Below are 23,145 nucleotides of genomic sequence, written 5' to 3'. Positions count from 1 at the left end.
CACCTGCTTCGGTTTGCGCCGTTAACGCAGATGATCAGCATCGATCACAGCCTGGGCGAACGCCTGCGGCGCCTCTTGCGGCAGGTTGTGACCGATGCCGCCGTCGATCAGGCGATGCTCATATTTGCCGGTGAAGCGCTTGGCATAGGCTTCAGCGGGCGGATGGGGAGCGCCGTTGGCGTCGCCTTCCAGGGTGATGGTCGGTACGCCGATCGACGGGAACGTTGCCAGTTTCTTTTCCAGCCTGTCGTACTTGGCTTCGCCCTTGACCAGGCCCAGGCGCCAGCGATAGTTGAAGATTGAAACCGCGACATGATCGGGGTTCTGCAAGGCGGCGGCGCTTCGGTCGTACGTCGCGTCATCGAAGTTCCACTTCGGCGACGCCAGCTTCCAGATCAGCTTGGCGAAGTCGTGGGTGTTTTCCTCGTAGCCCAGGCGGCCACGCTCTGTCGCAAAGTAGAACTGATACCACCACTGCAACTCCGCGGCCGGCGGCAACGGCGCCTTGCCGGCCTCCTGGCTGCCGATCAGGTAGCCACTGACCGCCACCAGCGCCTTCACCCGCTCCGGCCAAAGGGCCGCGACAATGTCAGCGGTGCGTGCGCCCCAGTCATAACCGCCCAGCACCGCCTGCCTGATGTTCAGCGCGTCCATGAAATCGATGAGATCGCTTGCCAGTGCGGAAGGCTGGCCGTTGCGCAGGGTCTTGGCAGACAGGAAGCGTGTATCGCCATAACCGCGGGCGTAGGGAATCAACACACGATAGCCCTTCTCTGCCAGCGCCGGCGCCACATCCGCATAGCTATGGATGTCGTAGGGCCAACCGTGCAACAGGATCACCACCGGCCCATCGGCGGGCCCGACCTCGGCATAGGCAACGTCCAGCAGCCCGGCCTTGACGTGCTTGAGCGGGCCGAACGACGTGTGGCTGCCGGGGGTAATCGCGCCGACAGTGCTCGCCGGCACATCGGCCGCGCTTGCCTGGGACGAGGTCAATCCCAAGGCGCCAAGCTGCATCATTGCCAACGCCAGAAGGGTTGGCGCGAGCCGGCGGCGATGCCGGGAAGCGGAGGTAGGGTTTATATCCATGTGAAGCTCCTTGCGAACGACGTGGGGTGAGCCGGTGAGACGGCTTGGGCTGTCTCGATGGGCCCCATTTGACGTTGGCCAGGTATCGCGGATGTGTCAGCGACGGGCTTGAATGCAACGGCACGTATCGGCCATGTCCCTGGATACACAGAGATACATGCGGGTTACGCGCTTGCTGCGGGTTTCGATCGAGGGGCCGGCCAGTCGCTTAAAGTGGCTTCCCATGAAACGCCTGCCCCAACACCGCCAACCGCTCCGCCAACGGTGGCAAGCATTGGCTGCTGCGGGTCAGGATGCCGATGTTGTCGGCGTTGCGCTCAGCCACGGCCTGCACGCTTTGCAGACGCTGGTTGATGCCCATCGACGCCTTGGATTGTTCCTGGGTGGTGCTGGCGATCAGGTCGTTGAAATGATTGATCACGGCAATGTCCTCGACGACGGCGTGCAACAGTTGCGAAGCCTGTTGGCTGGCGGACACGCAGCGCTCCACCCCATCGCGGCTGTCTTGCATCGCGGCGGCGGCCTGGCGGCTGCCTTGCTGCAGCTTGGCGATGATCTGCTGGATCTCGGTGGTGGACGTCGAGGTCTTTTGTGACAGGGTGCGGACCTCGTCAGCCACTACCGCGAACCCTCGGCCTTGCTCACCAGCCCGGGCCGCCTCGATGGCGGCGTTGAGGGCCAGCAGGTTGGTCTGCTCGGCAATGCCGTTGATTACATCCAGCACCTGACCGATCTGCTGTGCCTGGTCGGCCAGGACCTGCACGGTTTCGTTGGTCAGGTTGATGCGCCCTGCCAGCTCGACAATCTCTTCCCGGGTCTGGTCAACCGTGCTGCGCCCGCGGTTGACCTGCTCGTTGGCCTGGCCGGCGCGCTGCAGGGTCTGGTCGACATGGCTGGCGATGTTTTCCATGGCCTCCACCAGATGGCTGATCGCACCGCTCATCTGTGCCACCTCATCGAGTTGGTGGCGGGCACCGGTTTCCAGGGTCTGGCCAACCTGGGACAGGTCCTGGCCCAGGTCCGAGAGGTTGCGGGTGTCGCGCACCACGCCGTCCACCAGTTGGGTGACCTGCTGGAGGAAATGATCGAAACGCTCACTCGAAGAGACCTTGACGCCGTCGCTGCGCTGCCTGTCGGCGTCGTTGCTCAACTGCGCGGCCGCCGCCAGTACCTTGTCGAGCACCTCCTGGTTTTCCGTGGCGTCGGCCAGGCTCTGGTTCGCCAGGTAAATCAGGATCACGCTTTCCACCACCACGTAGAACGCGTGAAGAAAGATCATCGACCAGCCACCGTGGGTGTCCATGACGAATACCGGATAACCCTGGTGTTGAAGCCAGTGAAAACCAAGGTGATGAACCGCGATGGTGGCGGCGGCAACGACAATCGGCAGCCAGTCACGGTAGAACGTCAACACGGCCAGCAGCACGAAGATCCCGAAGTGGAATTCGATCACGCCGTGAGTCTGGTTGATGTGCAATGCCGCCATGATCATCAGCGCCACGGCGATGACGCAGCGCATGACCCGGGTGCCAGCCAGGACGCGATAAAGCGCGGTGCTTGCCACGCAGGTTGTCGCCCCCACCAGCAACGCCTGGGTGAACGTCGAGTGCAGGAATGCCAGGCCCAGGGAATACAGCAGCGTGAGCCAAAGCAGCCCCAGCATGATGCGGTCGGCTTTACGGTGGTGATCGTTAAAGCGCACGGGCGATGTCATGGGGGTCGTCCTTTTCAGAGACTTGGAGGTCCGTTGCCGAATACCGCTAATGGCTTAGCGGCGTTTCGAGACGAAACTTTAACTGATTATCATCAATTAGTAGCACAGCGCCACCAAGCTTTTCTCAGCGGCCTTTGCTTTATGATGTCCGCCATCTCATGACTGACTGATGGAATCCCCATGACTTTCGATTTCGACACCGTATTGGAGCGCCACGGCACCGGCAGTACCAAATGGAGCCGTTACCCGGCCGATGTGTTGCCAATGTGGGTGGCCGACATGGACTTCCCCGCCCCGCCGGTGGTCATCGACGCGCTGCACAAGCGCCTCGAACATCCGATGCTGGGCTACAGCGTCGCCCAGGACAATCTGCGCGCGGCCATCGTGGCGGACCTGTGGAGCAAGTACGCCTGGCGCGTCGAACCTCAACAGATCGTGTTCCTGCCTGGCGTCGAGCCGGGTTTCAACATGGCACTGCATGCCCTGGTGGCCCCCCGACAGAATGTCGTGGTGCAGGTGCCCAACTACCCTCCGCTGCGCCACGCCCCCGGTCACTGGCAGTTGAACAAAGTGGAATTGCCATTCACCCCGGTCAAGGGGGAATTCCACACGCCGTTGGCCGCGTTGCGCGAAGCGTTGCAGGGCGGCGGCGCCCTGTTGCTGAGCAACCCCCACAACCCGCTGGGCAAGGTGTTTGGCCGCGAAGAACTCAAGGCCGTGGCGGACATTTGCCTGGCGCAGGACGCCTGGATCATCTCCGACGAAATCCATGCCGAATTGTGCTTCGACGGCCGGGTGCACATTCCGACCGCCTCCCTCAGCCCGGAAATTGCCGAGCGCACCATCACCCTGATGTCCGCCAGCAAGGCCTACAACATCGCCGGGCTGAAAACATCGTTCGCCATTATCCAGAACGCCAAGCTGCGCGAACGGGTCAACAACGCGCGGGCCGGCATGGTCGACAGCGTCAATGCCCTGGGCCTGGAAGCGACCCGCGCGGCCTACAGCGAAGCCGGCCCATGGCTGGAGGCCTTGAAAGCTTATCTGCAAGCCAACCGCGATTACCTGGTCGAGGCGGTGAGCACCCGTCTGCCGGGCATCACCATGACCGTACCCCAGGGCACTTACCTGGCCTGGCTGGATTGCTCCGGGCTGGGGCTGGATAACCCACAAGGGTTCTTCTTGAAAGAAGCCAAGGTCGGGCTGAGTGCCGGGCTGGATTTTGCTGACGATGCCGGGCAGTTCGTGCGCCTGAACTTCGGCTGCCCGCGGGCGTTGCTGGAGGAAGGCATCGCGCGGATGGAGCGCAGCCTGAAAGCCAGGGACTGATTCAACTGCCAATGCCCCTTGTGGTGAAGGAGCAAGCCCCTTGCCACAAGGGTTTGAGCTTTATTCATGCATATCCGGCGCATGGACAAAGCACAGCTTGTTCCCCTCCGGGTCGCGGCAGTACGCGCCGAAATAACCTTCGCAATACTGCGGCCTCGGCCCCGGTGGACCTTCGTCGGTACCGCCCATGGCCATCGCCTGCTCCCAGGCGGCGCGGACGGTTTGCGGGGAATCGGCGGCGAAGCTCACTTGCATGCCATTGCCCCAGGTCGCGGGCAGACCATTGAAAGGCAACTGGACAAAAACTTGCGGCCAATGCTTGCCGGGCTGACGCCAGCCTTCTCCCGGCGGGCCCGAATCGTTTTCGCCCTCGATACGCTCCAGCCCCAGGCAGCCGAGGACTGCATCATAAAAAGCGACCATTGTCGGCAGATCGCGCGCGCCGATCTGTATGTGGCTGAACATTGCCCCGCTCCTTAAACGACACCTGTACTGACATTGGAGAATACAGGCTCGTCCAATGTTCGCCAGGCCTCTCTATTCGCCGACGAAACGCTGCTTGTCACGCTCATCGACTGGCCGAACAATTCGACCGAACTCTGCCCGAAAACCCAAAGTCCACCCTCCATCGCAACCCACCTGGAGAACGACGATGGTCGACTACCCTTTCCCGCCTTTCCCTAAACAAAGCCAGCCGGTGCCCGGCACCCAGCGCAAAATGGACCCTTACCCGGACTGCGGCGAACAGAGCTACACCGGCTCCGGACGATTGGCGAACAAGATCGCCCTGATCACCGGCGCCGACAGCGGCATCGGTCGCGCGGTCGCCATTGCCTTCGCCCGTGAAGGTGCGGATGTGGCGATTGCCTACCTGGACGAGCATGAAGACGCCAAAGAAACCGCACGCTGGGTCGAGCAGGCCGGACGCCAGTGCCTGTTGTTGCCCGGTGACCTGGCGGACAAAGGCCTGTGCCGCAAGATCGTCGATGAAACCGTCGCCCGCTTCGGCCGTATCGACGTCCTGGTCAACAACGCCGCGTTCCAGATGACCCACGAAAACCTGGAGGACATTCCCGACGAAGAATGGGTGCGCACCTTCGATATCAACATCACGGCGATGTTCAGGATCTGCCAGGCCGCCGTGCCGCACATGAAGCCTGGTGGCTCGATCATCAATACCAGCTCGGTCAATTCCGACATGCCCAAGCCGACGTTGCTGGCCTATGCCACCACCAAAGGCGCCATCGCCAACTTTACCGGTGGCCTGGCGCAGATGCTCGGGCCCAAGGGCATCCGCGTGAACAGCGTGGCCCCGGGACCGATCTGGACGCCGCTGATCGTGGCGACCATGCCCGAGGAAGAAGTGCAGAATTTCGGTTCCCAGACACCCCTTGGCCGCCCTGGCCAGCCGGTTGAAGTGGCGCCGATCTATGTGCTGCTGGCCTCGGACGAAGGCAGCTACATCTCCGGGGCCCGTTATGGGGTTACCGGGGGCAAGCCGATGCTTTAAGCATCGCGCAGTGTTTTACCTGTGGGAGCGAGCTTGCTCGCGATAGCGGTGAACCAGTCACCATTGATGTTGCCTGGGCTGCCCCTATCGCGAGCAAGCTTGCTCCCACAGTGGACTGTGCCCAGCCAGTCGATCGGTAACAGCAGTGCCCTTGACACAAGGTATCGGCGACAGTGCTCAGGACGGCTCCTTGGCAATCACCGAGATCTTCCCGTTGCGCTCGATGATCGCAAACTTGATCTGTTCCAGGGTCTCGATGCCCTGGCTGGAGCGTGCCGCTTCCATGATGTCCGCCTCCACCAACCGCGCATGACGCATCCGGCCGCGCAGAATTCGTCCGTCCTCGACGATGATGGTCGGACCACCGTCGATCAGGCGCGACACCCATTGGGAGCGCAGCTTGAGCAATGAGAAGCCGACATCGATGGCAATCAGCGTCACGATCACCATCAGCGCGTTGGTCATCGAGAAATCATCCCCCAACAGCGCCTGTTGAGTGGCCTCGCCGATGATCATCAACAACACGAAGTCAAAGGTGGTGAGTTCTGCCAGCGAACGTCGCCCGGCGATCTTGAACAACACCATCAACGCCGCGTACATCACGGCAGCTCGCAGCACCGAATCCATAGGTCACCTAAGGAAAAATGAACTGATTGAAACTCACCGAGGCACCGCGGGGGGTTGCGATGCGACAGTGATAGGTCCCGAAGCCATCGCCAAGCAATGACAGGTGCAGGCTGGCCTGGCCTCGTTCATCGGCTTGTACCCAGAGGGTCATGCCCTGCCCCGCGCCCGCCGAGCGCATCGGTGCAGGTTGCAACGCTTGCACCTCGAAACCCTCCAGCCAATCGCCACCCAACTCGACTTCCAACACGGCGTTGGGCTGGCCCTTGAGACGGATGACCAAGGCGTTGCTGGAGCCGTTGCGGTGGAAAGCCTGGTACTCGACGCCAAGGCTGCCGTCGTCGCTGTGCAGCTCCCGGTTGCTCAGCGGGCCACGGGAAAACAGCCCCAGCAAGGCTAGGACCACCAACAACACCAACACGTACCAGCCGACTCGTTCGAAACGCCAGACCTTATGCTGGAACGCCATGTCTTCGCGTACCGGAAACTGGCGGCTCCGGTGGTCGTCCTGCTCGTATGGATCGCTCATGGCCCGCCCCCTATCGCCGCTCGCCGGCCACGGCGCGCTGGTGAAAGCCGGGCAGTTGTTGCAACACGTATTCGGCGGCCTGCAATTGCACCTGACCGCGACTGCCGAAGAACCGCACGCAACGGCTGAACAATGCTCGCTGACCGTCCACGTCGAACGCCCAGGCAAAGCAGACGGTGCCGGCGGGTATTCCGTCCTTGTCGTCTGGCCCGAGCAGACCGGTGGTGGCCACCGCCGTATTGGCATTGGCATCGTGCAAGGCACCGAGGGCCATCTCCTCGGCGACTTCGCGGCTGGTGAGATTGAACGTCTCGATGGTGCGTGGGCTGACACCGAGCAAGCGCTGCTTGGCCTCCGGAGAATACACCACATAACCGCTTTCGATCAGTGACCCACTGCCGGGCACCTCGGCCAGCAATGTGACGATCTTTCCGGCGGTGCAGGATTCGGCCGTGGTCAGGCGCAGGTCATGATCACGCAAATAATCAACCAGGATTTGGGCAACAGTCATGGCAGACGGTCCTTCAGGGATGCTGATGGGTTGACCTTCGCCGTTGTGTTTCATTCCCTTTATCGCCCCGTCGGCCAGGACCCGCAAATAAATGAAACCCGGGTGTTTTTCCGTGCCTCAAACCCAATAAGGGCCTCATGCAGAGGCCGTCCTGATCAGGAGGTCGTCATGTCCGCACCTTTCGTCAAACTGTTCACCCAGCCCGAATTCGCCTGGGCCGACATACGCGAGCAAGAACAGGCACATCCACGCCATTACCTGGCTCATTTGCTGTTGCTCGCGCTGATTCCCGCGGTATGCCTGTTCATCGGCACCACCTGGACCGGATGGAGCCTGGCCGAAAACGAAACGGTACGGCTCAGCAGTGCCAGCGCCCTTCAACTGTGCGCGCTGCTGTACCTGACCAGCGTCGTCGGCGTCACGTTGATGGGGCTGTTCATCCGCTGGATGTCCCGCACTTTCGAAGCGCGCCCGACGGTCAACCAATGCATCGGTTTCGCCGCCTATACCGCAACGCCGTACTTCCTGGCCGGAATCTTCGGGCTTTACCCGAGCCGCTGGCTGGCCGTGGCGGTGCTGTTGCTGGCGTCGGCCTACTCGACATTCCTGCTGTTCGTCGGGCTGCCCAAGTTCATGGGCCTCAAGAAGGAACAAGGCCTGCTGTATTCGGCAAGTGTCTGGGGTGTGGGCCTGCTGGTCCTGGTGACAATCCTGGTGGAAATGATCCTGCTCTGGTTCAACTACCTGCAGCCGGAATATTTGCGTGTCCCGGTGGGCTGAACGCATTTCAGATTACCGATGACAGGGGCTTGAGATGATCAGGTTCATCCTGTGGGAGCGAGCTTGCTCGCGATGGCGGTGGTGCAGTCACAGGGATCTTGGGCTTGCTGGCCTCTTCGCGAGCAAGCTCGCTCCCACAGGGGACCGCGTCGTATAGAGCATTTGTGACTTCTGAACATCCGAATAGCCGCTATAGCTCAGACTTTCTTCATACCGATACGCCTGCGCATCTCAGCCGTAATGCTCTGTCGAGTCTTCTTCAGCCCGGCCCAAGGCTCGTGACCCACCTCCGCCAGACGCTCATGAACATTGTGCACATTCCACAGGTTCGCCCCCTTGAGCTCAGCCACCTCCTCACGAAATATCGGCACCGACACCGGCAACCCCTCCCGGGTCCGGGCGGCGTAGGCACAGATGGTCGTGGAGCCCAGCCCATTGCGCAGGTAATCGATGAAGATCCGCCCTACCCGGTTCTTCGGCCCGGACACCGCCGAAAAACGGTCCGGCAGCAACTTGGCCATGTGACTGACAATCGCATGACTGAAGCCCTTGACCTCGTCCCAGCCCAGTTTGCGCGTCAATGGCACCACCACATGAATGCCCTTGCCGCCGCTGGTCTTGAGAAACGCCTTGAGGCCTAGTTCATCGAGCACCGACAAGGTGAGCTGCGTCGCCTCGACCATGCTTTTCCAGGGCAGCGCCGGGTCCGGGTCGAGGTCGAGGACGAAGCGGTCGGGCTTGTCCAGATCGACAGACGTGGCATTCCAGGTGTGCAGTTCCACCGTGCTCATCTGCACCGCGCCGATCAGCGCCTCGGCGTTGTTGATGATCATCACCGGCTGCCCGGTCAGTTCCTTGTCCAGGCTGGTGATACCGGGAATCGCCAGGCGCTCGGGGTTTTTCTGGAAGAACAGCTCACCGGCGATGCCATCCGGCGCCCGGACCAAGGCGACCGGGCGATCTTCCAGTTCCGGCAGGATGAATTCGGCAACGCTGGCGTAATACTCGGCCAACTGCAACTTGGTGGTGCCACTGCTAGCGTCGATGACCCGCTCCGGGTGAGTGATGCGGACCTTGCCGTCCATGGCCGGGGCCTTGGCTTTTGTCCTGATCTTTGCCTTGTGCGGTTTCGTGTCAGGTTCGTCCTGGGTGCTGGTTTTTTTCGCCGCAGTGGTTTTTTTCACGGGTTTGGCAAGCTCCTGAGTGATGTCCTTGGCCGGCTTGTCGTTGCGCAAGCCATGGAAGACCGCATGGCGCACCGAGCCTTCCTTGGTCATTTCGGCAAAGGCCACTTCGGCCAACAGCGTCGGTTCCAGCCAGTGCACGCCCTTGGCTTCGTAGCCGGTGGGTGGATTCGCCACGGCGGCCTTTTTCGTCTCCAGGGGCAGCAATTGCTGGTAGATGCTTTTAAGGGTGGTTTCGTTGAACCCGGTGCCGACCTTACCGGCGTAGCGCAACTGGCCGCTGTCGGCATCATGCAGCCCCAGCAGCAAGGCACCGAAGGCACTGCGAGCGCCTTTCGGATCGCTGAAGCCCACCACCACGAACTCCTGGCGATTCTTGCATTTGAGCTTGATCCAGTCGTTGCTGCGCCTGGACACATAGGTGCTGCCGACGCGCTTGCCGATCAGCCCTTCCATCTGCATCTGGCAGGCGCTGTTGAGCAGCGCGTCAGGGGTTTCTTCGAAGGCATCGGAGAAACGCAGCAAGGGGCTTTCGTTGGGCTCCAGCACGGCGGCCAAGGCGGCCCGGCGCTCTTGCACCGGCACGTTGCGCAAATCCATGCCATTGAGATATGGCACGTCGAACAGGTAATAGGCGATTTTGCCGCTGCTGCCGGCCTCGAAGGCGTTTTGCAAAGCCTGGAAGTCCGGCACACCCTGCTCGTTGGCGACCACCATCTCGCCGTCGAGCCAGGCCGATTCCAACCCCAACGCGGCCAAGGCCTCGGCCTGTCTTGGCAATTTGTGGGTCCAGTCATGGCCGTTGCGGGTGAGCAGCCTGACGTCGCCGTTTTCGATCCGCGCCATGACCCGGTAACCGTCGAACTTGATCTCATAGAGCCATTCGCCGTCGGGCGCACTTTCCACCAGGGTCGCCAGTTCCGGCTTGAGGGTTTCAGGCAGCGGGCCGGCGACCGCACCGCTGAGGGTGCCTTTCGAGGCGCGTTTCGGCGATTTCGGCCGCGCGGCTTTTTCCGGTTGCTTCACCGCTTTGGCGGCAGCCTTGCCTCGACGCTTGGGCACGAGGGTGCGATCGCTGAGCACGCTGTCCGGCTCGGCCTGGACCACGTCGTATTCGCTTTCGGGGCGGGCGGCCTGGTCTTGATGCTTGATCAGGAACCACTGCTCCTGCTTGCCGGGCATGTGGGTGCGTACCAGGTTCCACAGGCCGCTGAGCTTTTCCCCTTGCAACTCGAACTTGAGCCGGCCTTTTTCGTAGGCCTCATGGGGATCCCCCTGGGGAATCCAGACGCCCCGGTCCCAGACGATCACGTCACCGGCACCGTAGTGGCCTTCAGGGATGTTGCCCTCGAACGTGGCGTAATCCAGTGGATGATCTTCGACATGCACGGCCAGGCGTTTGGCTTTGGGGTCCAGGGAGGGCCCCTTGGGCACCGCCCAGCTCTTGAGCGCACCGTCCAGCTCCAGCCGAAAGTCGTAATGCAGCCGCGAGGCATCGTGCTTTTGAATGCAGAACTGCAAGGCGTGGGCGGTTTTTGCCGACTTGCGCGAACGTTTCGCCGCCGGCTCCGGAGTAGCGGCGAAATCTCGCATGCGGTTGTAGTCATCCAGGGTCTTGCTGCTCATGGACCACCTGCCACCTGTTGCAAGGCTGGGTCGGCCACCGGCATCCCAGCGGTTTCCGCGAGCAACTGATCGACCACCCGGCTCAAGGCCTGTTCGACCGAATCGCCCAGCAGCAGGCCTTGTTCGTAGAGCACGAGTTGCCGATCAGCGCTGGTGCCTTCCTGGACGATCCGGCGGGCCTGCTTGAACACATCCTGGACACCCAGCTCGGCCGCGGTTTCACCGAAAATCTGTTCTGCCAGGGTCAGCCACTCACCGATCAGCATCGGCTGTTCCTGGCCCTCGACGATGAACTCCGCAAGAATCCCGTGGCGCTTGGCCCGCCAGCGGTTTTCCTTGAGGATCCACTGGGACATCTGGCTGTAGCGGGCACCGGGCCGGCGCTGCGTCACGGCGTGAGCCACCATCAGGCGAAACAGCGAGACCAGACAAAGGACATCGTCCGCCCGTGGGCAGGCATCGCAAATGCGCAGCTCCAACGTGGGATAACGTGAGGAAGGCCGTATCACCCACCAGCAATCGCTGGCCTGGCGAATGGACCCGGTGCGCATGAGCATGTCGACGTAGCCGCCGAACGCTGATTCATCTTCGAAATACTCCGGCACCCCCATGCGCGGCCATTCATCGCAGGCCACCTGTCGATAGCTGCTGAAGCCGCTGTAGCCACCGTTCCAGAATGGCGATGATGCGCTCAGGGCCAGGAACATCGGCAACCACGGCAGGACCTCATTCATGATACGCACCCGATCCTGCGTGGCCGGGACTTCCACGTGTACATGCAGGCCCGACAGCACGCTGCGCCGCGCCACCCGCTGATAATCATCGAACAGTTGCTGGAAGTGCAGCTCGTCGGTGGGTTGCAGCACCTGGGTGGCCATCGGGTGTGAACCGGCACTGAGCAGGCCCAGGCCATAGGGCGCCAGGCGCTGGTTCAGGCCCGTACGCACTTGGTTCAGGTAGTCGGCAGCCTCGGGCAGGCTGCGAAAGATGGGCGAGGCCATTTCCACCTGGCATTGGAACATCTCATGGGCGAAATGCTTGCCCAGTTCAGCCTGGCACGCGGCGACAGCCTCCGCAGGGGGTTCACCCGGCATGCACCGGGTGTTCAGGTCCGTGATGAAATACTCCTCTTCAACGCCGAATTTCATGCGCCTGTTCATCGATAGTCCCTCCGATAGCCCCGCCCAGACCTGCGCCAATGCGGGTTACAACCAACGCCACCACGGCGATCCTTTCCACGTCCTGATAACCCGGCGTGAGCAGTTCTTCACCGAACACGTCCGGGTCCAATTCCTTGTAGGTCCAGCCGAAATCCGCCGAGTCACGCCACTGCCCCAGCGCTTCGAGGAACGGATCGCGCCCATCCACCATGGCCACGCCGGTGTAGAGCACCAGCGAGCCGCCAGGTGTGAGCCGGGGCAAGGCCTGCTCGACGATGCGCAGCGACAGCCCGGCGCCCAGTGTGCCGCCGCCATGGCGATAGGCGCGCTCGGAGGGGTCGGCCATGTACGGCGGGTTGGCGACGATCAGGTCGAACTGGCCTGGCACGTCCTGCAGCACGTCGCTGCGGGCGACCTCGACGTTGGCCACCTCCGCCAGCGCGGCATTCACGGCGCTCAGACGCAGGGCTTGGGGGTTGATGTCCACGGCCAGCACTTGCGCTTCACGACGGGCGCGGGCAATCACGATGGCCCCGACACCCGCGCCGCAACCGATGTCCACGGCGCGCTGCACAGCTGTGAAGTTCTGTTGCAGGTGAGTATGGATCAGTTGGGCGAAACGATAAGTGTCAGGGCCGAAGAACACCGCATCGCTGGCTTGCGTGGGAAACTGCGAATGGGCAAACAGCAAGCCATCCAGGCTCGACCAGCGCACCCGGCTACGCAACAAGCCGTCGTGTGCTTCCAGCACCTGGGCGTCTTGCAATTGCCGCTGTTCGTCGGTGCTGATCAGCCCCGGCGCAAACGGCCGCGACCACCCGAACACGTCCCGCAAGGTCTTGGCGCGCTCATTGCCGGGACGCTGGTTGACCCGTTCGTGGGTCAACGGGGTCGGGGTGATGAAACGGTAGCCGTCGGCTTGCAGGCGTCGACCCAGTTGCAGCAGTGCAAGGTCCGGCTCGGACAGACGTTCTTCTTCATTCATGCAGGGCTCCCTAGCGAAGTGCGGATTTGAGTTCGATGAACCGGCGAGTCGCCAGCAGCCCGGCCGGATGGCTGTGGCAGCGGGCACAGAGCCAGGGCATCAGGACTTGCATCTGCTCGTTCGGCGTGCGGCCTTGCAGCGCCTGTTGCAGGCTTTGCACATCGGGATCATCCATCGGCGTCGCGGGCACACAAGCCGCAACCGGAGCACGCCGGGCACCGGACTTCACGCCCTCGTCCAGCCAGTCACCGGCGATCCAGTCATGCAGCAGCTGTTTTTCGTAGGGGCTGAACACCCCGAACATGGCCGCCCCTGCACCGTCGACCAGCGTCCAGAAGCGGCTGTGTTGCGGGTTTTCATGGCGCTTGATCCAACCTTTGTTCTGCATGGCCGTCAGGAACCCTTCCAACTGGCCCGGCGCCGAGAGCCACTGGTTGACGGTCTTGCCTTCGAATTTGCAGTAATCGGAATGCATGTGCTGACCGAACGGGCGTTTGCGTTCGAGCATGTCCAGCACTTCGCGATCCAGGTCGAAGGAGCCGATGATGGCCCGGCTGCCCCGCCCCAGGTCATTGAGGCGATAGCCCAGCGTGACTCGCTGCCAGAAAGCCTCACGGTCCGCTTCCATCGGCATCAGTTGCAGCAGCGCTTGCACGGCCTTGTGGGCGTGGCCGGTGCTGGCGTTGTCGATGGTGACGTGGAGGGTGAAATAGTACGGATCGATGTCCAGTTCGCTCAGCTCATAGGCGCTGATCAACAGATGCAGGGGCAATTGTTCGTAGCCCAGGTTGTAGCCGATGACCTCCGGCAGGTACTCGTCGCCGGCATAGCCCAGGGCCAGTTGCACGGCGCCTTGCAGATACAGATCGTCGTCGATGTCCGGGGCGTCCGACAGGTCGTATTCGGCGAGCAACTTACGATAGAGCACCACATGATTTTGCGCGGGATGACCGTCCCCCAGTTCTTCCAGGTAGGTGCACAGCAACCCTTCGAAACGGTGGTCGTGCCAGTGCTTGACCACGCCATACAGCCAGGCGCCGTCCACCCGTTTGGTCGGGGCCACGGCCTGGAGGAAGTACAGGGCATGGGCCTTGCCGCTGAAGAACTCCCGTAGGCCGCCGTTCTGGCGCCGCTCCAGGTAGTCAGCGTATTGCCGGGCCACGCCGGCGCTCTGTTGTTCGACCCAGGCCTGCAGCGCCATGGGCTCAGAGGGCATTTCCTGGGGGAGTGCCTCGGCTTTGGCGATGCATTGCTGGAGGAACGTTTGGGCGACGGCTTGCTTGTCGCCATCGTCGGAGCCCTGGAGCAGCCGTTCATAGCATTGGCGCACCTGTCCTTTATGGATGACGGGGTGCACGGTGGCCGGCTGGGATTGGAGGGGTGTCAGCGCAGTCATAAGGGCCTCTTGGGTTCTTGGCGGACGCTGAATCAGAACGTCTCTTCTGTTGCAGAGCGCGAGGAACGGCGAAAAATTCCGTTGGATTGAATGGCAGGCGGATAAACGGGGACCTGCTGCTTTGGTGGGAACCCTCGCTTCGCTCCGGGCCTCGAATGCAGAGACCACCAGGCGCTATCCAAGGAGCAACGATGACGTTCACAGTATGGGTAGCGGTGCTCGGCGCGGTGTTGCTGACCCTGGCCCTGACCTCCTCTTATTTGCGCTGGATGCCGGTCACCACCTCGGCGATGTGCCTGGTGCTGGGTGTCGCCATCGGGCCGCTGGGGCTGGATGTGCTGAAGCTGGACGTCAGCGACTCGTCGGTCTGGATGGAACACCTCACGGAAGTCGCGGTGGTGTTTTCGCTGTTCGTCAGCGGCCTCAAGTTACGCCTGCCTCTCAAGGACCGAACCTGGCGCGTGGCCTATGGGCTGGCCGGGCCGGTAATGATCCTGTGCATCGCCGGCCTGTGCCTGGCGTTGCACTATCTGCTGGGCTTGGGTTGGGGCGTGTCGATGCTGATCGGCGCGATGCTGGCGCCCACCGACCCGGTACTGGCGGCGCTGGTGCAGGTCAACGATGCCCGGGATGACGACCGGGTGCGGTTCGGCCTGTCAGGTGAAGCGGGACTGAACGACGGCACGGCGTTTCCCTTTGTCATCCTGGGCCTGTTGATGCTGCGTGAGGACGGCAGCGGTTTTCTCGGTGAATGGCTGCTGCGCAACGTCCTGTGGGCCGTGCCGGCCGGGTTGCTGGTCGGCTACTGGATGGGCCGCGGCATCGGCAAGCTGACCCTGTCGATGCGCATCAGGAATGCCGACAGCACTTTGTCGCCCAATGATTACCTGGCCCTGGCGCTGATTGCCCTGGCCTACGTCGTGGCCGAGTGGATCCAGGGCTATGGCTTTCTCTCGGTGTTCGCCGCCGGCCTGGGGCTGCGTCAGGCCGAGGTCCAATCCACCGATGAAGAGGCGCCACCGGCAGAGCACCTGGTGCAACCGGTGGTGGGCCACGAAACCGTCGATCCCCAACAGGCCGTCGCGGGCGATACCGAGACGCTGGACGATGGTCAATTGGCCGCCGGGGTGATGATGAGCGACATGCTGGCGTTCGGCAGCTTGGTGGAGCGGTCGATGGAAGTGTTCCTGGTGACCCTGCTGGGGGTCGTGCTGGCCAGCCATTGGGACTGGCGAGCCGTGGCGATCGGTGCCCTGCTGTTTTTCGTGATTCGCCCGTTGAGTGTGCTGCTGGTGCCCTGGCGGCGATTGCTCGACGGACCGCAACGGCTGCTGATCGGCTGGTTTGGCATTCGCGGGATCGGCAGCCTGTTTTATCTGTTCTTCGCCTTGAACCATGACCTGCCGCCAGCGGTAGCGCAACTGTGCATCGACCTCACGTTGTCGGTGGTGGCCCTGAGCATTCTGGTGCATGGCGTCACCACCCAGCCTACGTTGGCATGGTATGAGCGCCGTAAGCGGTCGAGTTGAGGCAAGTGTGCCTCAACCGCCTGGATTGCTCACCTGGATATAAACCGAATATGTCCCCAGCAATACCCAGAACGTGGCGAAGATCCAAGGGGTACGCAACGAAAACAGCAACGACTTGCGGTAGCCCTTGTGGGTCGACTCCCGCTCGCTGAACAGCGGCGATTCGTCATAGGCCAGCCCCATCAAGGGTTCGGCGCGCAATAGTTCGCTCTGCTTGAAATGCCAGTGATCGATGATTTCGTAGGCCGCCTTGATGCCCGGCCAGGCATTGAGCGAACTGAGGAATCCCAGCAAGGCCAGGAATGGCGGCACGATCAGCGTGAACAACTTGCCCCACTCCGGGTTCAGGTTGGCCATGCAGGAGGCAAAGGCGATCACCAGGAAGGATTGAGCGGCCAGGTAAGCATCGGTTCGATTGGCCAGGATGCTGGTTTCGTATTGGATCTCCCGGCGATAGAAGTCCAGTCGCTCTTTGGGCGAGCCGAACAGTTTGGCGTTGTGTTCCGTCAGTTCTTCTTCCGGGGTGGGCCCGGTGAGTATTCTGGGCATTGCGCAGGCGGTGCCTCGGTGATGATTCGGACTCATTAGAAGAACCCGGCGCGCGGCAAGTTCAAGCCGATGGACCACAGGTGCAATAAAGTCCGAGGAAACGCTGCCCAACCGCCAAGGTCTCTACTGTGTAAGAACAAGAGGACGGTTGTGTGGATTATCTTGGATGGGTGCAATGGCCGGCGATGCTCGTCACGGTGCTGGCCGCCTGGTTGATCGGCTCACGCCAACCCCGCCGCAGGGTGGCGGGGTTCAGTTGTTTCATCGCGAGCAATATCCTGTGGGTGGTCTGGGGGCTGCATACCCATGCGTATGCATTGATCGTGTTGCAGTTTTGCTTGTGTGCGATGAATTTGCGTGGGTTCAAGAAGAACACTGAATCGGCGCCATAAGCGCCTGCTCTTGTGGCGAGGGAGCTCGCTCCCGCTTGAGTGCAAAGCGCTCGCGACATTGGGGCCGCTTCGCGACCCAGCGGGAGCAAGCTCCCTCGCCACAGGAGGCTGACTATTTCATCGTCTGCCCAATCACCTGCATCAGGTCGATCTGCTTGAATGGCTTGATCAACCGAGGCAGTTGCGTGGCGAAACCTTCCAGGCGTTCGGCATAGCCGGTGGCCAGGATGATGGGCAAGGTCGGTTGGCGGTCGCGCAACAGTTTTGCCAACTGCGCACCGTCCATCTGCGGCATGGCCATGTCGGTGATCACCAGGTCGATGTCCGGGTTGCGCCCGTACAGCTCCAGCGCCTGGCCCCCCGATGAGGCGCAAAGGACTCGATGCCCCAGGTCTTCGATCAACAAGCGAGTACTGGTCAACACCAGGCTGTCATCGTCGACCACCAGCACTTTCAACTCGTGGACCGGCGGCGCCGCCTCTTCGATCGCCACTTTGCCAGGGGCCGTATCGCCGGCCACCGGCAACCACAATTCGGCAGTGGTCCCCAGGCCTTTCTGGCTTTTGAGTATCAGGCGGCCACCGAGCTGTTCCGCCAGGCCATGCACCATGGACAGCCCCAGGCCCGTGCCCTTGCCGACGCCCTTGGTGGTGAAGAACGGGTCCACGGCCGAGGCCAGCGTGGCGTCGTCCATGCCCTCGCCTTCATCGGACATCGCCAGGCAGATGTAGCGCCCGGGGGCCATCGGCTTGTCCGGCCCGGCATCAGCCCCTCGCCGTTCCTCGGCTGCAATGAGGATCTGGCCGCCATGGGGCATGGCGTCCCGGGCATTGGTCGCCAGGTTGAGAATCGCCAGTTCCAGTTGATTGACATCGGCCAGCACCGGCGACAGCGCCTCGGCGAAACGGGTCTGGATGTGTATCGACGGCCCCAGGGAGCTTTGCAGCAGGCCGCTGATGCCCTGTACCAGGGCCGCCAGCTCGACCGATTCGTAGGTCAATTTCTGCCGACGGGCAAACGCGAGCATGCGCTGGGTCAGCGAAACCCCACGCAACGCGCCCTGGGTCGCATTGTCCAGCAATTGAGTGAGTTTCGGTTCGTTGGCCATGCGCTTGCGCACGATTTCCAGGTTGCCGAGGATGACCGTCAACAGGTTATTGAAATCATGGGCGATACCGCCGGTGAGCTGACCGATGGCTTGCAGTTTCTGGGATTGAAACAACGCCTCGCGGGCCTGTTCAAGGGCCTGCCGGGCCTGGGTGGCATCGGTAATGTCGCGGGTGATCTTGGCAAACCCCAGCAGCGTGCCGGTATCGCTGCGAATCGCATCGATAACCACGTGGGCCATGAAACGCGTGCCATCCTTGCGCATGCGCCAGCCCTTTTTCTCGAAACGCCCTTCGCTGGCAGCGATGCTCAACGCGCGCTGCGGCTCGCCGGCATCACGATCTTCGGGGGTGTAGAACATCGAGAAATGCCGGCCGATGGCTTCCACCGGAAGGTACCCCTTGATCCGCTGCGCCCCCAGGTTCCAGTTGGTGACCTGACCTTCCGGGTCGAGCATGTAGATGGCGTAGTCGGTGACGCTTTGCACCAGCAGGCGAAATTGCTGCTCGCTTTGCTTGAGGGTTTCCTCGGCCATCTTGCGGTCGGTCAGGTCGCGGGTGATCTTGGCGAAGCCGAGCAAGGTACCCGTCTGGCTGTCGATGATCGGATCGATCACCACATGGGACCAGAACAGCGTGCCGTCCTTGCGCACCCGCCAGCCCTCGCCTTCGAAACGCCCCTCATGCAGGGCCGTGTCCAGCGCCCGTTGCGGCAGGCCGGCGGCGCGGTCCTGATTGGTATAGAAACGGGAGAAATGCTGGCCGAGGATCTCGGACTCCTCATAACCCTTGAAACGCCTGGCGCCAGAGTTCCAACTGGTGATGATGCCCGAAGGGTCGGTCATGTAGATGGCATAGTCAACCACCGCGTCGATGAGCAGGCGGAAGCGCTGTTCTTCGTTCATGAGCGGGGTCTTGGGGGCATTCTCGAGCATCTGGCCGGGGCATCCGTGTGGATTTTTTGCGGATTATGGAGCAAGTCTGGCATCAGGAAAAATCCTCAAGCCTTCCACCCTGTGGGAGCGAGCTTGCTCGCGATAGCGGTGGGTCAGTCTGCATCAATGCTGGCTGACAGTCTGCCATCGCGAGCAAGCTCGCTCCCACAAGGGGATTTGTGGGCCTCTTGGGTGACAGACCACCAACGCGGCAATAAGTGCTGCACCCTGGCCTCGCCGAACCGATCATCGATCAGCATCACCACCCCGCGATCCTGTTGGGTGCGGATTACGCGGCCTGCCGCCTGTACGACTTTCTGCAATCCGGGATACAGATAAGCGTAGTCATAACCATCGCCGAAGATCGCCGCCATGCGTTGCTTCATCTGCTCATTGACCGGGTTGAACTGCGCCAGCCCCAAGGTGGCGATGAACGCACCGATCAGGCGTGAACCCGGCAAGTCGATGCCTTCGCCGAACGCGCCACCCAACACCGCAAAGCCAATGCCCTGGCTGTGTTCCATGAATCGTTCGAGAAACGCCTGCCGGGAGGCTTCGCCCATGCCCCGCGATTGCGTCCAGAGGGCTATCTGCGGGTGCCGCTCGGCAAACAGCCCGGCCACTTGCTGCAAGTAATCGAAACTGCTGAAAAAGGCCAGGTAGTTGCCCGGGCGCTCGCTGAACTGGCGGGCCATCAACGTGACAATCGGTTCCAGGGACGCCTGGCGATGGGCAAAGCGCGTGGAGATGCGGCTGACCACCTGTACGTCCAACTGCTCGGCCTTGAACGGCGATTCGACATCGATCCACACCGTATCGCCCGGCGTTCCCAGCAAGTCCGCGTAGTAATGTCGAGGGCTCAGGGTCGCCGAAAACAGCACGGTGCTGCGGGCCGCCGTCAGCCTGGGCCGCAGGAACGCGGCCGGCACCACGTTGCGCAGGCACAGCGTCGACAGGCTGCGCTGGCGGCCGAGTTCGCGCTTGTGGACGTCGAACAGAAAATGTTCGTCGAAGGCTTCCGCCACCCGGCCAAACTGCAAGGCGTCGAAGTAGAACGTCTGCAAGCCGCTGTCCAGACCCTGGGGGTGATCATTGAGGTAATCACCGATGGCGGTGGTACAGGTGGCCAAAGCCTGGAGCAGCTTTTCCGGCGGTTTTTCATAGGCCTGATAGGCCGCCACCTGAGGCGCATGCAAGGCGTTCCACTGGCGATTGACCCGCTCCAGGGATTTCTTCAGCGGTTCGGGGGCGGTTTTGCGCACACTGCTCAACGTGGCCTGGTCAAGGGTCGCGCTGTACATCTGCCGTCCGCGCTCCACCAGGTTATGGGCCTCGTCCACCAGGGTCGCGACCGTCCAGCCATTGGCTTGGGCCAGGCCAAAGAGCAAGGCGCTGAAGTCGAAGTAATAGTTGTAGTCGGCCACCACCACGTCGGCCCAGCGGGCCATTTCCTGGCTGAGGTAATACGGGCACACCTCATGGGCCAATGCAATGTCGCGCAATGCCGCCTGATCGAGCAACGAAACCCGGCTCGCCGCTGCCCGGGCGCCCGGCAGGCGGTCATAGAAACCACGGGCCAGCGGGCAGGATTCGCCATGGCAGGCGTTGTCCGGGTACTCGCAGGCCTTGTCCCGGGCGATCATTTCCAGCACCCGCAACGGCATCGACGGCGCGCTGTGGGTAATCACCCGCGCCGCATCCAGGGCCAGCTTGCGCCCCGGGGTTTTCGCCGTGAGAAAGTACACCTTGTCCAGTTGCTGCGGCGCTAAAGCCTTGAGCATCGGGAACAAGGTGCCAACGGTCTTGCCGATGCCAGTGGGCGCCTGGGCCATCAGGCAGCGACCGGTAGTGATTGCCTTGAACACCGACTCGGCCAAGTGCCGTTGCCCGGGCCTGAAACCCGCATGGGGGAAGACCAGCGCCTGCGCGCCGAGGTTACGCGCCTGTCGATGGGCCATTTCCTGCTCGGCCCAGGCCAGGAACAGCGCGCATTGTGCTTCGAAGAAAGCTTGTAACTGGGCCGCCTCGAAGCGTTGGGTGAGGCAGGTTTCCTTTTCGCTGACGATGTCGAAATACACCAGGGCCACGTCGATGTGCGGCAACTGCAGCTTTTGGCACATCAGCCAGCCATAGATTTTCGCCTGGGCCCAATGCAGCTGGCGATGGTTGGCCGGCTGTTTGCTCAGCTCGCCCCGATAGGTCTTCACTTCTTCAAGGCACTGGCGGACCGGGTCGTAGCCGTCGGCCCGCCCCTTGACCGTCAATGTTTGCCAATGACCTTCGAGGGCCACTTCAGCCTGATAACCCTCGGTGCGCCGCGAGGCGACGGTGCGATGGCCGGCGATGCCTTCCAGGGCTGTCGGCGAGGGGGTGAAGCGCAGGTCAAGGTCGCCCATCTTGGCGGTGAACTCACACAGCGCACGCACGGCGATGCTGTAGCTGGGTGTCGGGCTCATGTGCGCCCATCGCGAGCAAGCTCGCTGCCATTGCCATGGATGATCTGGGGTGGTTCGTCTTCTGTGGGAGCGAGCTCGCTCGCGATGGCAGACGTTGCCCATTGCACATAGCAAACGGCGACGGGCATCTGGTGCTCGTGACAGAACTCCAGCCAACGCAGCTGGTTGTCTTGCAGGCGATCACCGGGGCCTTTGACTTCGATCATGCGGTAAGTCTTGTGCTGCGGCCAGAACTGGATCAGGTCCGGCATGCCGGCGCGGTTGGCCTTGATGTCCAGCAGCAGGCGCTGGAACCAGTGCTTGAGGTGCTCGGCCGGCAAGCAATCGAGGGCCTGTTCCAGCAAGGGCTCGGACAACGCGCCCCAGAACACGAAAGGCGATTGCACGCCCCACTTCTCAACGTAACGACGACCGATGGTCTGCCGATAGCGGCCATCGTCCAACTCTGCCAGGCAGGCCGCGAACAACTCGGCGCGACGGGCATGGAAATCCTCATTGAGCAGGTCGACCGGCCCGCGCTGGAACGGGTGGAAAAACGCGCCCGGCAACGGCGCGAAGATCGCCGGCCAGCACAGCAGGCCGAACAGTGAATTGATCAGGCTGTTCTCGACGTAATGCACCGGCGCGGTTTCATCGTGCAGGTGGGCCTGGACGTGGTATTCCACCGACAAGTCCGGTTCGACGCGCGGCAGATGCAGGTCGAGGCGGTCCACTTCCCGGGCCATGACCCGTGGCACCGGCGGGCCGCCCAGCTTGCGCCGCAGGCGAGGCACGATCCGAAGCAAGGCCTGGGTTTCGGCAGCGCTTTGCGGTGTCTGCGCCGCCGCCTCGCCCAATTCCAGGGCCAGGGCATACTCGCCGATTCGCTCCAATACCCGGACCATCCGCAGCCGCGCGCCCGGGTAGGTGCAATCGCGATAGATGCACAAGGCCAAGGCGAAATCGCCGATACGCTCGCCATGCTGGCCGATCTGGAACAACAACTTGCCCCGGCGTCGCTCCAGCCACGGATTATCCAAGGACAGTTCGTTGACCTGGGCGACGATATCGTCCGGGGGCTCGCCGGCTTCGAAGCGCTGCTGGCAGTCGTGCAGGAACAGGCAGGCATCGACGTCGTCGCGACTGCGCAAGCCCCGTGACTCGGCGCTGAACTCAACGGTTTCGTAGGTGAAGATGCCCAGGTCCGCCAGGACGAATTCCGACCAATCCTGGTAGAGGTTGCCAAAGAACATCAAGCGCAGCCTGTCGCACAGAGGCATGATCGTCAGGCTGTACAGGCGGTCGTCAAGCTGCGGACACCAGGTACGAAAAGGCTGGAGCGGGCTGGGGTGATTATCCAGGGCCTGGAGCCATTCGGCCTTTTTCGCCTTGGGCTGTTCGATCAGGTGGCCCAGGCACAGAAGGATTTCCGCCTTGAGCAGCACGTCGAACAGTTCAACGAGCCCGATGGGGGCCTGTTCCTCGACCCATCCCAGGGCCAATAGCGGCGCGACGGCGGCGCCAATGTCGCCGATTTCCGGGTAACTCAGCTTGCCATGACGAAACCGCAGCCCCTTGCGCATCACCATCCGCACCAACAAGCCTTGGGAAGCACGGGGCAGCGCTGCGAAATCGTCGATGAAGCGCTGCTCTTCGTGGCTGAGCACGTCTGCATAACGCTGGCTCAACCACGCGAGCACTTGCTGGAAGTTGTTCAGGTAGTAATACGGATCGTCGAGAGAACGGGTTGCCACGGGAAGAA

19 protein-coding genes are annotated in these 23,145 nt (G+C 62.1%); 5 read left to right on the top strand and 14 right to left on the bottom strand.

The window, feature by feature from the left end:
- Window positions 1-21 precede the first annotated feature (21 nt).
- Together BLO80_RS02390 and BLO80_RS02385 are read right to left on the bottom strand one after the other, a co-directional pair.
- Window positions 22-1,089, bottom strand: a complete 1,068-nt coding sequence (locus tag BLO80_RS02390; RefSeq protein ID WP_092326508.1) for an alpha/beta fold hydrolase — start codon at window positions 1,087-1,089, stop codon at window positions 22-24.
- Between the two features lie 208 nt (window positions 1,090-1,297).
- Complete coding sequence (locus BLO80_RS02385; protein WP_092326506.1) at window positions 1,298-2,803, bottom strand: methyl-accepting chemotaxis protein; 1,506 nt, start codon at window positions 2,801-2,803, stop codon at window positions 1,298-1,300.
- Window positions 2,804-2,983: 180 nt separating this feature from the next.
- Between BLO80_RS02385 and BLO80_RS02380 the strand changes: the two genes are divergently transcribed.
- On the top strand, window positions 2,984-4,132 hold the full coding sequence (locus BLO80_RS02380) for a MalY/PatB family protein (RefSeq protein WP_092326504.1): 1,149 nt from the start codon (window positions 2,984-2,986) through the stop codon (window positions 4,130-4,132).
- A gap of 60 nt (window positions 4,133-4,192) precedes the next feature.
- Here BLO80_RS02380 and BLO80_RS02375 read toward each other — a convergent pair whose 3' ends face one another.
- Window positions 4,193-4,597 (bottom strand): VOC family protein, encoded by a 405-nt coding sequence (locus BLO80_RS02375; RefSeq protein WP_072405549.1) that lies wholly within the window; start codon window positions 4,595-4,597, stop codon window positions 4,193-4,195.
- Between the two features lie 187 nt (window positions 4,598-4,784).
- Here BLO80_RS02375 and BLO80_RS02370 point away from each other — a divergent pair, with 187 nt between their 5' ends.
- Entirely contained in the window at window positions 4,785-5,642 is an 858-nt protein-coding gene (locus BLO80_RS02370) for an SDR family oxidoreductase (RefSeq protein WP_092326503.1), read from the top strand.
- A 177-nt stretch (window positions 5,643-5,819) separates the two neighbouring features.
- Here BLO80_RS02370 and BLO80_RS02365 read toward each other — a convergent pair whose 3' ends face one another.
- From BLO80_RS02365 to BLO80_RS02355, 3 genes are read right to left on the bottom strand one after another with little or no spacing between them, the layout of a single operon-like run.
- Window positions 5,820-6,269 (bottom strand): DUF421 domain-containing protein, encoded by a 450-nt coding sequence (locus BLO80_RS02365; protein ID WP_072405547.1) that lies wholly within the window; start codon window positions 6,267-6,269, stop codon window positions 5,820-5,822.
- Between the two features lie 7 nt (window positions 6,270-6,276).
- Window positions 6,277-6,795, bottom strand: coding sequence for a hypothetical protein (locus tag BLO80_RS02360; protein ID WP_092326501.1), 519 nt, complete (start codon window positions 6,793-6,795; stop codon window positions 6,277-6,279).
- Window positions 6,796-6,805: 10 nt separating this feature from the next.
- The gene (locus BLO80_RS02355; RefSeq protein ID WP_092326499.1) at window positions 6,806-7,306 is read right to left on the bottom strand and encodes a CinA family protein; all 501 of its coding nucleotides are present in this window, start codon (window positions 7,304-7,306) and stop codon (window positions 6,806-6,808) included.
- Window positions 7,307-7,474: 168 nt separating this feature from the next.
- Between BLO80_RS02355 and BLO80_RS02350 the strand changes: the two genes are divergently transcribed.
- Window positions 7,475-8,086 (top strand): Yip1 family protein, encoded by a 612-nt coding sequence (locus BLO80_RS02350; RefSeq protein WP_092326498.1) that lies wholly within the window; start codon window positions 7,475-7,477, stop codon window positions 8,084-8,086.
- Between the two features lie 197 nt (window positions 8,087-8,283).
- Here the strand turns inward: BLO80_RS02350 and ligD are convergent, their stop codons facing one another.
- Genes ligD through BLO80_RS02330 form a run of 4 tightly spaced genes read right to left on the bottom strand, consistent with a single transcriptional unit; the run spans window position 8,284 to window position 14,437 of the window.
- The gene (gene ligD, locus BLO80_RS02345; RefSeq protein ID WP_092326496.1) at window positions 8,284-10,896 is read right to left on the bottom strand and encodes a DNA ligase D; all 2,613 of its coding nucleotides are present in this window, start codon (window positions 10,894-10,896) and stop codon (window positions 8,284-8,286) included.
- A complete protein-coding gene (locus BLO80_RS02340) occupies window positions 10,893-12,056 on the bottom strand; it encodes a carboxylate-amine ligase (protein ID WP_092326495.1) in 1,164 nt (387 codons plus the stop codon). Before BLO80_RS02340 ends, ligD begins: the two co-directional genes overlap by 4 nt.
- Window positions 12,028-13,041, bottom strand: coding sequence for a methyltransferase (locus tag BLO80_RS02335; RefSeq protein ID WP_092326493.1), 1,014 nt, complete (start codon window positions 13,039-13,041; stop codon window positions 12,028-12,030). Before BLO80_RS02335 ends, BLO80_RS02340 begins: the two co-directional genes overlap by 29 nt.
- 10 nt (window positions 13,042-13,051) lie before the next feature.
- Complete coding sequence (locus BLO80_RS02330; RefSeq protein WP_092326492.1) at window positions 13,052-14,437, bottom strand: iron-containing redox enzyme family protein; 1,386 nt, start codon at window positions 14,435-14,437, stop codon at window positions 13,052-13,054.
- Window positions 14,438-14,628: 191 nt separating this feature from the next.
- Between BLO80_RS02330 and BLO80_RS02325 the strand changes: the two genes are divergently transcribed.
- Window positions 14,629-15,966, top strand: coding sequence for a cation:proton antiporter (locus tag BLO80_RS02325; RefSeq protein ID WP_092326490.1), 1,338 nt, complete (start codon window positions 14,629-14,631; stop codon window positions 15,964-15,966).
- Window positions 15,967-15,978: 12 nt separating this feature from the next.
- Here the strand turns inward: BLO80_RS02325 and BLO80_RS02320 are convergent, their stop codons facing one another.
- The gene (locus tag BLO80_RS02320; RefSeq protein WP_092326489.1) at window positions 15,979-16,515 is read right to left on the bottom strand and encodes a hypothetical protein; all 537 of its coding nucleotides are present in this window, start codon (window positions 16,513-16,515) and stop codon (window positions 15,979-15,981) included.
- A gap of 212 nt (window positions 16,516-16,727) precedes the next feature.
- Between BLO80_RS02320 and BLO80_RS30150 the strand changes: the two genes are divergently transcribed.
- Window positions 16,728-16,907, top strand: coding sequence for a hypothetical protein (locus BLO80_RS30150; protein WP_256574092.1), 180 nt, complete (start codon window positions 16,728-16,730; stop codon window positions 16,905-16,907).
- A gap of 112 nt (window positions 16,908-17,019) precedes the next feature.
- Here the strand turns inward: BLO80_RS30150 and BLO80_RS02310 are convergent, their stop codons facing one another.
- The 3 genes from BLO80_RS02310 to BLO80_RS02300 all read right to left on the bottom strand — a co-directional run bounded on the left by BLO80_RS02310 (window position 17,020) and on the right by BLO80_RS02300 (window position 23,137).
- Window positions 17,020-18,948, bottom strand: coding sequence for a hybrid sensor histidine kinase/response regulator (locus BLO80_RS02310; RefSeq protein ID WP_092326485.1), 1,929 nt, complete (start codon window positions 18,946-18,948; stop codon window positions 17,020-17,022).
- 113 nt (window positions 18,949-19,061) lie between these two features.
- On the bottom strand, window positions 19,062-21,404 hold the full coding sequence (locus BLO80_RS02305; RefSeq protein ID WP_092326484.1) for an ATP-dependent DNA helicase: 2,343 nt from the start codon (window positions 21,402-21,404) through the stop codon (window positions 19,062-19,064).
- The gene (locus BLO80_RS02300; RefSeq protein ID WP_092326483.1) at window positions 21,401-23,137 is read right to left on the bottom strand and encodes a VRR-NUC domain-containing protein; all 1,737 of its coding nucleotides are present in this window, start codon (window positions 23,135-23,137) and stop codon (window positions 21,401-21,403) included. The genes BLO80_RS02305 and BLO80_RS02300 overlap by 4 nt, the downstream gene beginning before the upstream one ends.
- Window positions 23,138-23,145 lie beyond the last annotated feature (8 nt).

The organism is Pseudomonas sp. NFACC56-3 (assembly GCF_900100025.1).
Taxonomy (GTDB): Bacteria; Pseudomonadota; Gammaproteobacteria; order Pseudomonadales; family Pseudomonadaceae; genus Aquipseudomonas; species Aquipseudomonas fluorescens_AA.
This window is presented reverse-complemented; position numbering and strand designations above follow the sequence as displayed.

Excerpts from the sequence above, each read along its gene's own strand:
- BLO80_RS02390 (WP_092326508.1), bottom strand. The coding sequence starts at position 1,089 with ATGGATATAAACCCTACCTCCGCTTCCCGGCATCGCCGCCGGCTCGCG.
- BLO80_RS02385 (WP_092326506.1), bottom strand. The coding sequence starts at position 2,803 with ATGACATCGCCCGTGCGCTTTAACGATCACCACCGTAAAGCCGACCGC.
- BLO80_RS02380 (WP_092326504.1), top strand. The coding sequence starts at position 2,984 with ATGACTTTCGATTTCGACACCGTATTGGAGCGCCACGGCACCGGCAGT.
- BLO80_RS02375 (WP_072405549.1), bottom strand. The coding sequence starts at position 4,597 with ATGTTCAGCCACATACAGATCGGCGCGCGCGATCTGCCGACAATGGTC.
- BLO80_RS02370 (WP_092326503.1), top strand. The coding sequence starts at position 4,785 with ATGGTCGACTACCCTTTCCCGCCTTTCCCTAAACAAAGCCAGCCGGTG.
- BLO80_RS02365 (WP_072405547.1), bottom strand. The coding sequence starts at position 6,269 with ATGGATTCGGTGCTGCGAGCTGCCGTGATGTACGCGGCGTTGATGGTG.
- BLO80_RS02360 (WP_092326501.1), bottom strand. The coding sequence starts at position 6,795 with ATGAGCGATCCATACGAGCAGGACGACCACCGGAGCCGCCAGTTTCCG.
- BLO80_RS02355 (WP_092326499.1), bottom strand. The coding sequence starts at position 7,306 with ATGACTGTTGCCCAAATCCTGGTTGATTATTTGCGTGATCATGACCTG.
- BLO80_RS02350 (WP_092326498.1), top strand. The coding sequence starts at position 7,475 with ATGTCCGCACCTTTCGTCAAACTGTTCACCCAGCCCGAATTCGCCTGG.
- ligD (WP_092326496.1), bottom strand. The coding sequence starts at position 10,896 with ATGAGCAGCAAGACCCTGGATGACTACAACCGCATGCGAGATTTCGCC.
- BLO80_RS02340 (WP_092326495.1), bottom strand. The coding sequence starts at position 12,056 with ATGAACAGGCGCATGAAATTCGGCGTTGAAGAGGAGTATTTCATCACG.
- BLO80_RS02335 (WP_092326493.1), bottom strand. The coding sequence starts at position 13,041 with ATGAATGAAGAAGAACGTCTGTCCGAGCCGGACCTTGCACTGCTGCAA.
- BLO80_RS02330 (WP_092326492.1), bottom strand. The coding sequence starts at position 14,437 with ATGACTGCGCTGACACCCCTCCAATCCCAGCCGGCCACCGTGCACCCC.
- BLO80_RS02325 (WP_092326490.1), top strand. The coding sequence starts at position 14,629 with ATGACGTTCACAGTATGGGTAGCGGTGCTCGGCGCGGTGTTGCTGACC.
- BLO80_RS02320 (WP_092326489.1), bottom strand. The coding sequence starts at position 16,515 with ATGCCCAGAATACTCACCGGGCCCACCCCGGAAGAAGAACTGACGGAA.
- BLO80_RS02310 (WP_092326485.1), bottom strand. The coding sequence starts at position 18,948 with ATGCTCGAGAATGCCCCCAAGACCCCGCTCATGAACGAAGAACAGCGC.
- BLO80_RS02305 (WP_092326484.1), bottom strand. The coding sequence starts at position 21,404 with ATGAGCCCGACACCCAGCTACAGCATCGCCGTGCGTGCGCTGTGTGAG.